Annotated in this window: 15 protein-coding genes; 7 read left to right on the top strand and 8 right to left on the bottom strand. The window is 69.7% G+C overall.

Annotated features, from left to right (window positions below; genetic code table 11):
* Positions 1–66: 66 nt before the first annotated feature.
* The 3 genes from ACFPYL_RS14915 to ACFPYL_RS14905 are packed head-to-tail and all read right to left on the bottom strand — an operon-like array spanning position 67 to position 1432.
* Positions 67–624, bottom strand: coding sequence for a TIGR03086 family metal-binding protein (locus ACFPYL_RS14915; RefSeq protein ID WP_379155731.1), 558 nt, complete (start codon positions 622–624; stop codon positions 67–69).
* Complete coding sequence (locus tag ACFPYL_RS14910) at positions 621–1106, bottom strand: SRPBCC family protein (RefSeq protein WP_379155728.1); 486 nt, start codon at positions 1104–1106, stop codon at positions 621–623. Before ACFPYL_RS14910 ends, ACFPYL_RS14915 begins: the two co-directional genes overlap by 4 nt.
* Positions 1103–1432 carry an ArsR/SmtB family transcription factor gene (locus ACFPYL_RS14905; protein WP_379155725.1) on the bottom strand — a complete coding sequence of 110 codons (330 nt, stop codon included), beginning with the start codon at positions 1430–1432 and terminating at the stop codon, positions 1103–1105. The genes ACFPYL_RS14910 and ACFPYL_RS14905 overlap by 4 nt, the downstream gene beginning before the upstream one ends.
* A gap of 133 nt (positions 1433–1565) precedes the next feature.
* Here ACFPYL_RS14905 and ACFPYL_RS14900 point away from each other — a divergent pair, with 133 nt between their 5' ends.
* Positions 1566–1727 carry a hypothetical protein gene (locus ACFPYL_RS14900; RefSeq protein ID WP_379155722.1) on the top strand — a complete coding sequence of 54 codons (162 nt, stop codon included), beginning with the start codon at positions 1566–1568 and terminating at the stop codon, positions 1725–1727.
* Here ACFPYL_RS14900 and ACFPYL_RS14895 read toward each other — a convergent pair.
* Positions 1706–1858 carry a hypothetical protein gene (locus tag ACFPYL_RS14895; protein WP_379155719.1) on the bottom strand — a complete coding sequence of 51 codons (153 nt, stop codon included), beginning with the start codon at positions 1856–1858 and terminating at the stop codon, positions 1706–1708. The genes ACFPYL_RS14900 and ACFPYL_RS14895 overlap by 22 nt on opposite strands.
* A gap of 239 nt (positions 1859–2097) precedes the next feature.
* Between ACFPYL_RS14895 and ACFPYL_RS14890 the strand changes: the two genes are divergently transcribed.
* The 3 genes from ACFPYL_RS14890 to ACFPYL_RS14880 all read left to right on the top strand — a co-directional run bounded on the left by ACFPYL_RS14890 (position 2098) and on the right by ACFPYL_RS14880 (position 5728).
* Positions 2098–3552 (top strand): sugar transferase, encoded by a 1455-nt coding sequence (locus tag ACFPYL_RS14890; RefSeq protein WP_379155716.1) that lies wholly within the window; start codon positions 2098–2100, stop codon positions 3550–3552.
* Positions 3553–3755: 203 nt separating this feature from the next.
* Positions 3756–4736: a GDP-mannose 4,6-dehydratase gene (gene gmd, locus ACFPYL_RS14885; protein ID WP_379155714.1), complete on the top strand. Its 981-nt coding sequence runs from the start codon at positions 3756–3758 to the stop codon at positions 4734–4736.
* Positions 4733–5728, top strand: coding sequence for a GDP-mannose 4,6-dehydratase (locus ACFPYL_RS14880; protein ID WP_379155711.1), 996 nt, complete (start codon positions 4733–4735; stop codon positions 5726–5728). The genes gmd and ACFPYL_RS14880 overlap by 4 nt, the downstream gene beginning before the upstream one ends.
* On the opposite strand, the gene rfbA is transcribed toward ACFPYL_RS14880, so the two are convergent.
* Complete coding sequence (gene rfbA, locus ACFPYL_RS14875; RefSeq protein WP_379155708.1) at positions 5701–6564, bottom strand: glucose-1-phosphate thymidylyltransferase RfbA; 864 nt, start codon at positions 6562–6564, stop codon at positions 5701–5703. The genes ACFPYL_RS14880 and rfbA overlap by 28 nt on opposite strands.
* Before the next feature lie 46 nt (positions 6565–6610).
* Between rfbA and rfbB the strand changes: the two genes are divergently transcribed.
* Together rfbB and ACFPYL_RS14865 are read left to right on the top strand one after the other, a co-directional pair.
* On the top strand, positions 6611–7609 hold the full coding sequence (gene rfbB / locus ACFPYL_RS14870; RefSeq protein WP_379155705.1) for a dTDP-glucose 4,6-dehydratase: 999 nt from the start codon (positions 6611–6613) through the stop codon (positions 7607–7609).
* Positions 7610–7819: 210 nt separating this feature from the next.
* Positions 7820–9208 carry a sugar nucleotide-binding protein gene (locus ACFPYL_RS14865; RefSeq protein ID WP_379155702.1) on the top strand — a complete coding sequence of 463 codons (1389 nt, stop codon included), beginning with the start codon at positions 7820–7822 and terminating at the stop codon, positions 9206–9208.
* Here ACFPYL_RS14865 and ACFPYL_RS14860 read toward each other — a convergent pair.
* The 3 genes from ACFPYL_RS14860 to ACFPYL_RS14850 form a co-directional block, all read right to left on the bottom strand.
* Complete coding sequence (locus tag ACFPYL_RS14860) at positions 9192–9479, bottom strand: DUF2516 family protein (protein ID WP_379156845.1); 288 nt, start codon at positions 9477–9479, stop codon at positions 9192–9194. The genes ACFPYL_RS14865 and ACFPYL_RS14860 overlap by 17 nt on opposite strands.
* Before the next feature lie 101 nt (positions 9480–9580).
* Positions 9581–10237: a hypothetical protein gene (locus tag ACFPYL_RS14855; RefSeq protein WP_379155699.1), complete on the bottom strand. Its 657-nt coding sequence runs from the start codon at positions 10235–10237 to the stop codon at positions 9581–9583.
* Between the two features lie 7 nt (positions 10238–10244).
* A complete protein-coding gene (locus ACFPYL_RS14850) occupies positions 10245–10622 on the bottom strand; it encodes a helix-turn-helix domain-containing protein (protein WP_379155696.1) in 378 nt (125 codons plus the stop codon).
* 170 nt (positions 10623–10792) lie between these two features.
* Here ACFPYL_RS14850 and manA point away from each other — a divergent pair, with 170 nt between their 5' ends.
* The gene (gene manA / locus ACFPYL_RS14845) at positions 10793–12028 is read left to right on the top strand and encodes a mannose-6-phosphate isomerase, class I (protein ID WP_379155693.1); all 1236 of its coding nucleotides are present in this window, start codon (positions 10793–10795) and stop codon (positions 12026–12028) included.
* Positions 12029–12032: the final 4 nt, after the last annotated feature.

Below are 12032 nucleotides of genomic sequence, written 5' to 3'. Positions count from 1 at the left end.
CATCCGAGTCGGTTCGGCATCGTGACTTTGTGCTTGTGCCGAGCCTATCCCACCCGCCAAGCCGCGTCAAGGCCTCCAGGCCGGATCGCGGCCGATGAAGGCGATCAGCCTGGTCTGGGGGTCCGCGTCGTCCGACACCGGCACTCGCGCGCCGTACTGCCCGCTCGCGCGCAGCATCTCGTCCATCGGCTCCATGCCGGCGAGCATCTCCGCGCAGGTCTCGGCGTCGAGGGTCTCGTCCTGGCCGGTCGCCCGCGCCAGGTCCCACGTGTGCATGAAGACGTCGGCCGTGTAGAAGCGGTCCACCGCCTCCGGCAGCGGCACGTCGCCGATGTGCGGGTTGCTGAGCACGGCGCCGGCGTACGCCGGGTCGTCGAGCAGCTCCTGCACGCCAGCCACGTGGGCATGCCAGGCACCGACCGGGTCGTCGGCGACGGACGGTCCCGGCTCGAGCCTGATGCCCGTGCCCGCCTCGAGGAAACCGGGGAACCACTCCACCAGGTGTCCGACCACGTCGCGGGCGGTCCAGCCGTCCACGGGCGCGGGGGCGTCCCAGTCGGCGGCACCGTCGACTCGTCGGGTGAAGTCGGCGGCGACCTCGCGGTGGTGCTCCGCCGGCGTCACGACTTCTCCGCCAGCAGCTCGTCCAGCGCCTCGTAGCCCTCGACGACGCCGCTCTCCATGCCGCTCGCGATGATCTGGTCGCGGATCTCGACGGACTCGACCACCGAGGTCGCGACGATCCGGCTGCGACCGCCGGGCAGCTCCTCGAAGAGCATCGTCTCGAGGCTGACGCCGTCGGGTGCGCCGTCGAACGAGAAGGTCTGCACGAGTCGCTCGGGCGGACGCACCTCGTGGAACGAGCCCCAGAAGCCCATGGCGAAGGCGTCGGAGTCACGTCGCCCGGTGTAGCGCCACGCCCCACCGGTGCGGGCGTCCCACGTCTCGATGGCGGTGTCGATGCTGCGCGGGCCGACCCACCGGGCGAAGAGCTCGGGGTCGGTCCAGGCGCGGAACACGCGCTCGCGCGGCGCGTCGAACTCGCGCGTGATGCGGATGACCGGGAGGTCCGGCACCGCCTCGATCTGGGTCAGGTTGCGGGTCATTCCTCGTCCTCCATCTGCTCGAGCACGGCGTCGAGGCGGGCGAACCGCTCCTCCGCCTGCCGCCGGTAGCGTTCGATCCACGTGGTCATCAGGTCCAGCACCTCCGCCTCGAGGTGCACCGGCCGGCGCTGCGCGTCCCGGGTGCGGCTCACCAGCCCCGCGTCCTCCAGCACCTTCAGATGCTTGGAGACCGCCTGCACGGTCACGTCGTACGGCGCCGCGAGGTCGCCGACGCTGGCGTCGCCGTCGGCGGCCAGCCGGGCGACCAGGTCGCGCCGCGTCGGGTCGGCCAGGGCCTGGAACGCCCGGGAGAGCTGGTCCGTCACGATGCCTCCTCCGTGTTCAACCATCGGGTTGATCAACGGTGGCACGGCGTACGACAGTTGTCAACCGATCGGTTGTTTAACCTTGGGCGGAGTGAACGCTCAGGTGCACCCCGGCGGCGCCGATGTGAGACGCATGATCCTGGTGTTCTCAGCCGGCAGTGGCGACGCGGAGTCGCTGTCCACCCCGTTCGAGGAGTGGTGCGCATCGATGGACCTGCACCCGGAGGACTCCCGCGCGTGGCCGCTCTACGAGCACAGCGTCGGGGTCGTCGATCACACGCTCGAGGCGTCGTAGTCGCGGACGATCTCCGCGAAGGCGTCCTCGACCCCGCCGGCGCGGAAGGACCTGCCGAACGCCACGGCGAGCGGAAGCGGCACGAGACACCAGATCGTGATCCCGAGAAGGACCACCAGCGCGACGGTCATGACTTCAGTGTGGCCCAAGTCACCGCAAAACAAACACGCCCTCGAGGCGAAGTTCAGGCAAACCTTTTGCGTCAGAAATCCAGCCGACGCACGTCCATCTCTCGGGCGTAACAAAGGCGCCTTACGGTTTTCTCGATTCGGCTGCGCAGAGGAGACCCTTCAGGCAGAGTTCACCACGGTGATTCACGGGGGGCTCCGGGTGCAGCACCATCGCTCGGGGCGCATGGCATGGGACTGGTATGACGTTACTTTCGGTCAAGAGGACGAGGACCCTCGGACCTCCTAGTCGCGCGCTGCGCTACCTGCCCATTTCTGCCCTGGTCCTCGACCTGGCGATCATGAGCGGCGTCTTCGTGCTCGCCGCCCTGGGCCGCAACCGGCTCAGCGTCTTCGACACGGCGGCGGACGTCAGCGACACGATCCAGGTGATCGGGCCGCTGGTGCTGCTCGCCTGGCTGCTCGTGATCGCCGTCTTCGGCGGCTACCGCGACGACGTCTTCGGCGCCGGCACCGACGAGTACAAGCGGGTCTTCAACGCCAGCCTGGTCACGGCGGGTCTCCTCGGGGTCGGCTGCTACCTCGCGAAGTTCCAGCTCTCGCGCGGCTTCTTCCTGCTCGCCTTCGGGCTCGGCATCCCTGCCCTGCTGATCGGTCGCTGGGTGCTGCGCCAGGCCGTCCACCGGGCGCGTCGCCAGGGCAAGCTCCAGTACCGCGTGCTGATCGCCGGCTCCCCCAGCCACGTCGACGAGATCGCGGCCGTCCTCCACCGCGAGGCCTGGCTCGGCTACCACGTCTCCGGCGCCCTGGTGCCCGCGAGCGAGCTCTGCGAGCAGACCGCGTCCGGCATCCCCGTCATCGGCGCCTGCGAGCAGGCCACCTCGGTGATCACGGCCTCGGACGCCGACCTCGTCTTCTTCGCCGGTGGCGCGCTCACCTCGGCCGGCCAGCTGCGCCGGATCGTCTGGGACCTCGAGAAGGCCGACGTGCAGGTGGTCGTAGCGCCCAGCGTCACCGACGTCTCCGGCGAGCGGATCAAGGTCCGCCCGGTCGGTGGCCTGCCGCTGATGCACATCGACCCGCCCCGCTCGACCGACGCCGCCCGCTGGGGCAAGCGGCTGTTCGACCTGGTCGGGTCGACGGCCCTGATCGTCGCCTTCGCCCCCCTGATGGCGTACGCCGCGCTGCGCGTCAAGCTGGCGGACCGCGGCCCCGTTCTCTTCAAGCAGACCCGCACCGGCCGCGACGGCGAGCACTTCGGGTGCTTCAAGTTCCGCACCATGGTCGTCGACGCCGAGGCCCGGCTCGCTGAGCTGTACGCCCAGACCGGGCACGAGGCCGGCCTCTTCAAGATGGCCGACGACCCGCGCGTCACCAAGCCCGGCAAGTGGCTGCGCCGCTACTCGATCGACGAACTGCCCCAGCTCTTCAACGTCTGGCGCGGCGAGATGAGCCTGGTCGGCCCGCGCCCGCCGCTGCCCCGCGAGGTCGCCAGCTACGAGGCCGACGTGCTGCGGCGCCTCCGGGTCCGCCCCGGCATGACCGGCCTGTGGCAGGTCTCTGGCCGCTCGGACCTCTCCTGGGCCGAGGCGGTCCGCCTCGACCTCTACTACGTCGACAACTGGTCGATGCTCCAGGACCTCTCGATCCTGGGCCGCACCGTGGGCGCCGTCTTCGGCTCCCGCGGCGCCTACTGACCTGGACGGTGGTTTCGAGGCTCGCTTCGCTCGCACCTCAACCACCGACGCGGTGGTTGAGGTGCGAAGGCCGCCAGGCCTGAGCTCGCCCGTTGGTTGAGGTGCGAAGGCCGCCAGGCCTGAGCCTCGAAACCACTCGCGGCCAACGCGCGACCTCGGCCTACTCACCCCACCGCTGAGCGGCGTCCGGCACAATCCCCACCATGCCGACCGCACTCATCACCGGGATCACCGGTCAGGACGGGCTCTACCTGGCCGAGCTTCTCCTCGCGAAGGGGTACGACGTCCACGGGGTGATCCGCGGGCAGAACAACCCCAAGCGCGACCTGGTCGAGGAGCTGCTGCCCGACGTACGCCTCCACAACGGCGACCTCACCGACATGTCGAGCCTGATCCGGGCGCTGCGCGACTCGGACCCCGACGAGGTCTACAACCTCGGCGCCGTCTCGTTCGTCGCCTACTCGTGGGAGAACGCCGCGCTCACGACCGACGTGACCGCCAAGGGCGTGCTCAACATGCTCGAGGCGGTCCGCCTGCACACCGGCGACCGGCCCGAAGGCGTCCGGTTCTACCAGGCCTCCAGCTCGGAGATGTTCGGCAAGGTCCAGGAGGTGCCCCAGCACGAGCGGACGCTGCTGTGGCCGCGCTCGCCGTACGGCGTGAGCAAGGTCTTCGGCCACTACATGACGATCAACTACCGCGAGTCCTACGGCATGCACGCCTCGTCGGGGATCCTCTTCAACCACGAGTCCCCGCGGCGCGGGCCGGAGTTCGTGACCCGCAAGATCAGCGAGGCGGTCGCCCGGATCAAGCTCGGGATCCAGGACCACGTTGTGCTCGGCAACCTCGACGCCGAGCGTGATTGGGGCTTCGCCGGGGACTACGTCGAGGCGATGTGGCTGATGCTCCAGCAGCCGGTCGCGGACGACTACGTCGTGGCGACCGGCGAGACCCACTCGATCCGGGACTTCCTGGACGCCGCCTTCGCCCACGTCGGCATCGACGACTGGACGCCGTACGTCCGCCAGGACGAGCGCTTCATGCGGCCGGCCGAGGTCGACCACCTGATCGGCGACGCGAGCAAGGCCCGCGAGGTGCTCGGGTGGAAGCCCAAGGTCTCCTTCCGCGAGCTGGTCGCGATGATGGTCGACGCCGACCTGGCCGCCACCCGCCAAGGCTGGTGACCCCCTTGTCCAGCGGAGCCGTCGCGTTCATCACCGGGATCAGCGGGCAGGACGGCGGCTACCTCGCCGAACGCCTGCTGGGCGAGGGCGTCGAGGTGCACGCCCTCGCCAACGTCCACGAGCCCTTGCCGGACATCGCCGGCGTCGAGCTGCACCCCGGGGATCTGACCGACGTCACGTCGGTACGGCGCCTGGTCGTCGACCTCGCCCCCGACGAGATCTACAACCTGGCCGCCCTGAGCTCGGTCGCGCAGTCGTGGGAGCAGCCGGACCTCACCGCCGAGCTCAACGGCAGCGCGGCCGTGGCGCTGATGGAGTCCGGATTGCAGGCGCAGCGCGGGTCCGGTCGACCCGTCCGGTTCGTCCAGGCCTCCAGCGCGGAGATCTTCGGCGAGCCCGACCGCTCACCGCAGGACGAGTCCACGACGGTGCGCCCGCTCAACCCGTACGGCGCGGCCAAGGCCTTCGCCCACCTGAGCGCCCATGTCTACCGCCAGCGCGGCCTCCACACCGCCGGCGTCATCCTGTACAACCACGAGTCCCCGCGCCGCCCACGCCACTTCGTGACCCGCAAGATCACCTCGGCGGTGGCAGAGATCGCCCGCGGACGGACGGAGACCCTCACCCTGGGCAACCTCGAGGCTCGCCGGGACTGGGGCTGGGCACCTGACTACGTGGACGCGATGGTGCGGGCCGCTCGCGCCGAGGTCGCGGCCGACTTCGTGATTGCGACCGGCACCAGCCACTCCGTGCGCGACTTCGTGGCGACGGCGTTCGCGCATGTCGGCCTGAGCGACTGGGAGCACCACGTCGAGGTCGACGACGCCTTGGTCCGCCCGACCGACGCCAGCGAGCTGCGCGGCGACTCGACGCGCGCCCGGCAGCGGCTGGGCTGGGCACCGACCGTGGACTTCGACGAGATCGTCGGCCGGATGGTCGAGGCCGACCTGCTCGAGCTCGAGGCTCAGTCGTCGAGCAGCCCCAGCAGGTAGGTGCCGTAGCCGCTCTTCACGAGTGGCTCGGCCAGCGCCGCGAGCTGAGCGTCATCGAGGAACCCGTTGCGCCAGGCCACCTCCTCGGGGCACCCGATCTTGAAGCCCTGCCGGTGCTCGATCGCCCGGACGTAGTTGCCGGCCTCGTTCAGGTCGTCGATGGTGCCGGTGTCGAGCCACGCCACGCCGCGCGGCAGCACCTCGACCTGCAGCGTCCCCTCGTCGAGGTAGGTGCGGTTGAGGTCGGTGATCTCGAGCTCGCCGCGGGCCGAGGGCTGGAGGGCCTTCGCGCGCTCCGCCACGGTCTGGTCGTAGAAGTAGAGGCCCGGCACCGCGTAGTTGCTCTTCGGCTCCGCAGGCTTCTCCTCCAGCGAGAGCGCCCGGCCCTCGTCGTCGAACTCGACGACGCCGTACGCCGTCGGGTCGGCGACCCGGTAGCCGAAGACCGCCGCACCGCGCAGGTCCTCGAAGCGGGTCAGCTGGGTGCCCAGGCCGGGCCCGTAGAAGAGGTTGTCACCGAGCACCAGGCCGGCGACCTCGTCGCGGATGTGCTCCTCGCCGATCACGAAAGCCTGGGCCAGCCCGTCGGGGCTCGGCTGTACGGCGTAGGTGATCGATATGCCGAACTGACTGCCGTCGCCGAGCAGCCGCACGAACTGCTCGCCCTCGTGCGGCGTCGTGATGACCAGGACGTCGCGGATGCCGGCGAGCATCAGGGTCGACAGCGGGTAGTAGATCATCGGCTTGTCGTAGACCGGCATCAGCTGCTTGCTCACCGCAAGGGTGATCGGGTGCAGCCGGGAGCCGGTGCCACCGGCCAGGATGATCCCTCGCATGGCCCGCATCCTATGTGCCGGGCGCCCGCCTCCTAGGATCGTGGCCATGGATCGCATCCTCGTGACCGGCGGAGCCGGCTTCATCGGCTCCAACTTCGTCCACCATGTCGTGGCCAACACCGACGCCCACGTGACGGTGCTGGACAAGCTCACGTACGCCGCGACCCAGGAGTCCCTCGACGGCCTGCCCGCAGATCGCGTCGAGCTGGTCGTCGGTGACATCGCCGAGCCCGAGGTCGTGGAGCCGCTGGTCGCCGGCGTCGACGCCGTCGTGCACTACGCGGCCGAGTCGCACAACGACAACAGCCTGGAAGACCCCGGCCCGTTCATCCGCACCAACATCGTCGGGAGCTTCACGCTGCTGGAGGCCGCCCGCAAGCACGACAAGCGCTTCCACCACGTCTCCACCGACGAGGTCTACGGCGACCTCGAGCTGGACGACCCCAAGCGCTTCACCGAGGACACGCCCTACAACCCGTCCTCGCCGTACTCCGCCTCGAAGGCCGGGTCCGACCACCTGGTCCGCGCGTGGGTGCGCTCCTTCGGCGTCCGCGCCACGATCTCCAACTGCTCCAACAACTACGGGCCCTGGCAGCACATCGAGAAGTTCATCCCCCGCCAGATCACCGAGGTCATCGACGGCCGCCGACCGCGCGTCTACGGCGACGGGCTCAACGTCCGCGACTGGATCCACACCGAGGACCACTCGTCGGCGGTGCTGGCGATCCTCGAGCGCGGCCAGATCGGCGAGACCTACCTGATCGGTGCCGACGGCGAGAAGAACAACCTCGAGGTCGTGCAGGCGATCCTGCGCCACTTCGGCCGCAGCGAGGACGACATCGAGTTCGTCCGCGACCGCGCCGGGCACGACCGCCGCTACGCCATCGAGTCCGGCAAGCTGCGCCACCAGCTCGACTGGCAGCCGCAGTACCAGGACTTCGACGCCGGCCTGCAGGCGACGATCGACTGGTACGTCGCCAACGAGGCCTGGTGGCGCCCCCACAAGGACGCGGTCGAGGCGTCGTACGCCGCGAAGGGCCAGTGACCATCTCGTGACGCCGGGTCTCGATACGCTCGCTGGCGCTCGCTACTCGACCACCGAGAGCTGGTCGAGTAGCCGTCGCGAGGTGCGAATGAAGGCCACTCGCTGGTCGAGTAGCCGTCGCGAGGTACGAATGAAGGCCACTCGCTGGTCGAGTAGCCGTCGCGAGGTACGAGCGAAGGCGTATCGAGACCCCTCCCCGAAGGAAGCCCGATGACCCTCCCCACCCTCGAGGCGACCCCGATCCCCGGCCTGGTCGTGCTCCGGCTCGACCTGCGCGAGGATGCGCGCGGCTGGTTCAAGGAGAACTGGCAGCGCGAGAAGATGGTCGCGCTCGGTCTCCCGGACTTCGGGCCGGTGCAGAACAACATGTCCTTCAACGCCAAGCGCGGGACGACGCGCGGCATCCACACGGAGCCGTGGGACAAGTTCGTCTCGGTCGCCAACGGCAGCGCCTTCGGCGCCTGGGTCGACATGCGCGACGGCGACTCGTACGGCGCCGTGTTCACGGTCGAGCTCGACCCGGCGACCGCGGTGTTCGTTCCCCGGGGCGTCGGCAACAGCTACCAGACCCTCGAGGACGGCGTCACCTACTCCTACCTCGTCAACGAGCACTGGCGACCGGCGACGCCGTACCCCGCCCTCGACCTGGCCGACGCCACTGTGGCGATCCCCTGGCCGATCCCGCTCGACGAGGCGGAGATCTCGGAGAAGGACCGCACCAACCCGTCTCTTGCGGACGCCGAGCGGATGCAGCCGAAGAAGACGCTGATCATCGGCTGCCGCGGCCAGCTCGGCCGCGCGCTCCAGGTCGACTTCCCGGGCTCGGACCTCGTGGATCTTGACGAGCTCGACGTCACCGACGTCGACGCGGTCGCCGCGTGGCCGTGGCACGAGTACGCACTGGTGCTCAACGCCGCCGCCTACACCGCGGTCGATGCGGCCGAGACACCCGAAGGACGCCGTACGGCGTGGGCAGCGAACGCCGGCGCACCGGCGACCCTGGCGGGGCTCTCGCGCGAGCACGGCTTCACGCTGGTCCACTACTCCTCGGAGTACGTCTTCGACGGCACGGCGGAGGAGCACACCGAGGACGAGCCCTTGTCGCCCCTGGGCGTCTACGCCCAGACCAAGGCGGCCGGCGACATCGCTGTCGCGACCGCCCCGAAGCACTACCTGCTGCGCACGTCGTGGGTGATCGGCGAGGGCAACAACTTCGTGCGCACCATGAAGCGGCTCGCCGACAACGGCGTCTCTCCCAGCGTCGTCGCCGACCAGGTCGGCCGGCTGACGTTCACCACCGAGCTGTCGCGCGCGACCCGGCACCTGGTCGACGCCGGTGCAGCCCACGGCACCTACAACCTGAGCAACGGCGGCCCGGTGATGTCCTGGGCGGAGATCACCCGAGCCATCTTCCGGCTCGCCGGTCGCGACGAGGCCGACGTGACCTCGACGACCACGGCGGAGTACTTCGCGGACAAGCCGGAGGCGTCGCCGCGTCCGCTGAACAGCGCGATGAGCCTGGCGAAGATCGAGGCGACGGGCTTCGTCCCGGAGGACGCGAGCGTCGCGCTGGAGCGTTACCTCAGCGCCGACGCGTGAGGCTCGCCAACGCCGGACGGACGTCCGCGAGGTAGACGAGCGCAGCGACCGTGAACGCCAGGTTGAGCAGGTTGATCAGGCCCGGGAAGACGATCTGCACGACCAGGCCCAGGCCGAGGATGATCGTCCAGGCGGGCTTCGTGAGCTTGCCGGCCGCCGAGTAGGACTCCGACGACCACATCAACGAGTTGACGAAGGCGAACACCTTCACGGCGAGCAGCACCAGCGTCACGACCATGGTGAAGCCGTACTCGAGGTTGAAGACCGTCATCACGCGTCACAGCCTACGGGGAGCGACGGTCGAGCGGAGACTCCGGAGCAGCACGAAGGGCGGCAACCCCACGGGTTGCCGCCCTTCGTGATGAGCATGGATCAGTCGCCGACCTTGGCGGCGGCGTCCGTGGTGGCCGAGGCGGCCGCCGTCGCGGTCTTCTTGGCCGCGGTAGTGGTCGCCTTCGCGCTGCTCTTCGGCGCGGTCGACGTCTTCTTCGCGGTCGACGAGGTCTTCTTCGCGGTGGACTTCGTCGCCTTCTTGGCCGTCGTCGACGTCTTCTTCGCAGACTTGGTCGCCTGCGTCTTCGTGGTCTTGGCCTTGGTCGTCGTGGTCTTCGCCGCGGTGGCGGTGGCCTTCGTCGACTCCTGGGTGCGGATCCGGCCGACCAGGACCTCGCCGCGCTTGGCGAGGTCGGCGTACGTCGCGGTCACGGTGGCGGGGATGCCCGCGGCCTCGGCCTGGAGCTCGGCCACGCGCTTCTCGATCGCCTCACGGCTCGACTTGGCGTCCTTGGACAGCGCGTCGATCTGGGTGGCGAGGACGGTGACGGCCTGGTCCCGGAGGGCCTTCGGCTCGAAGTCGAACGAGGAGATGCGGGTCTGCACGTCCTTCTGGACGTCGGCGAGCTGCTTCTGCAGGTCCGAGTAGGCGTCGCGGACGTAGCCGACGACGACGTCCGTGGCGCCGGCGGCGGCGTACAGCGGGCGGGTGGCCTCGGCGGGCAGGTCCAGGGTGGGGAGGGCGAACTTGGCCATGGTGGTGTTACTCCTTCGGTTGGGTCGTCGTCCCGTTGAGGGCGAGGAACGACGTGTAGACGTCGAGCAGCGACTGCTTCTGTCGCTCGGTCAGCGCGGAGTCCCCGAGGATCGCGAGCTCGACGGATCCGCCGACGCCCTCCTCGGGACTGACGATCCCCGCCCGCACATACAGCTGCTCGGCAGAGATGCGGAGTGCCTTGGCCAGCTGCTGGAGCACCTGTGCAGACGGCCGGCGCAGTCCGCGCTCGATCTGGCTCAGGTACGGGTTGGAGACGCCAGCCTGCTCGGCGAGCTGACGCAACGAGAGATGCGCACTGACGCGCTGCTCGCGGAGGTAGTCACCGAGGGTCTCGACGGCGCTGCCGACCTTGCCCATTGCCATGCTTCCCACCCTGCTAGCAACTGCTAGCACTTTGCAAGCGGACGGAGTGTGAGTCCTTCCACAGCCTGAGAGTTACGCGCGTGCAACAGCAAGCAGGGCAATCCCACAGCTCGTCAACAAGAGACCAACAAAGGAAGCGTCGCGCCGTCCGGCGGTCCTACGATCGAGGAGTGGAGCAGCTGACGTGTGTGACGCGTGACTACGCGTGGGGATCAACGAGCCTGATCCCGCGCTTCCTCGGCACGCCCGCCGACGGCCGCCCGCAGGCCGAGCTCTGGGTCGGCGCGCACCCGGGCGACCCCGCCCTGCTGCCGGACGGCACCCGGCTCGACGACCACATCCGTGACCACGCCGACGAGGCCCTCGGCGATCACGCCCACGAGACGTTCGGGCCCCGACTGCCCTACCTGATGAAGGCGCTGGCCGCCGCGGAGCCGCTGTCGCTCCAGGTGCACCCGACCTCGCAGCGCGCCCGCATCGGGTTCGAGCTGGAGAACCAGGCCGGCATCCCGGTGGGGGCCGCCGAGCGCAGCTACCAGGACTGCTTCCACAAGCCCGAGATGATCGTGGCGATCACCCGCTTCGAGGGCATGGCCGGCTTCCGCGACGTCGACAAGACGGTGCGGATCCTGCGCCTGCTGGAGCACCCCTGGGCCGACCGGGTCGCCAAGGAGCTCGAGACGGCGCCGCCGTTCCAGGCCCTGCACACCGTCGTGAGCGAGATCCTCGACCAGCACGGCGAGGGGCTCGAGCAGCTGGTGGGCGAGATCGCCGCGGCGGCGACAGCAGCCGAGGAGCGCGGCCACCAGGCGTTCCGTACGTCGGGCCGGATGTACCTCGACCGCGCGAGCGTGGAGCGCGAGAGCACCCGCCTCTTCGCCCAGACCGCCTCGCTGGCCAGGAAGTACCCCAGTGACCCCGGCGTCCTGGTGACCCTGCTGCTCAACCACGTGGTCCTCTCGCCGGGTGAGGCGATGTTCCTCGACGCCGGCGTCGTCCACGCCTACAGCTCCGGGTTCGGCGTCGAGATCATGGCGTCGTCCGACAACGTCGTCCGCGCCGGTCTCACCCCGAAGCACGTGGACGTCGACGAGCTGCTGCACATCGCGAACTTCACTCCGATGCCGGCGCCCCTGTGGGAGCCGACGGCGGTCAGCACCAACACGCTCACCTACCGGCCGCCGGTCGCTGAGTTCGAGCTGACCATCGCACGCGAGCCCGGGGACCGGCTTCCCGCCGAGGGTCCGCGGACCGCGCTGTGCCTCGACGGCGAGGTCGCCGTGACCAGCGCACGCTCCCGCCACGAGCTCCGTCGCGGCGAGACCCTCTTCGTCCCGCACGCCGACGGGCCGATCGCGCTCGAGGGCGAGGGCGTGGTAGCCGTCGCCAGCGTGCCTGTCAGCTGAGCCG

Source organism: Nocardioides hankookensis (assembly GCF_042658885.1).
In the GTDB taxonomy this organism is placed as follows: Bacteria; Actinomycetota; Actinomycetes; order Propionibacteriales; family Nocardioidaceae; genus Nocardioides; species Nocardioides hankookensis.
This window is presented reverse-complemented; position numbering and strand designations above follow the sequence as displayed.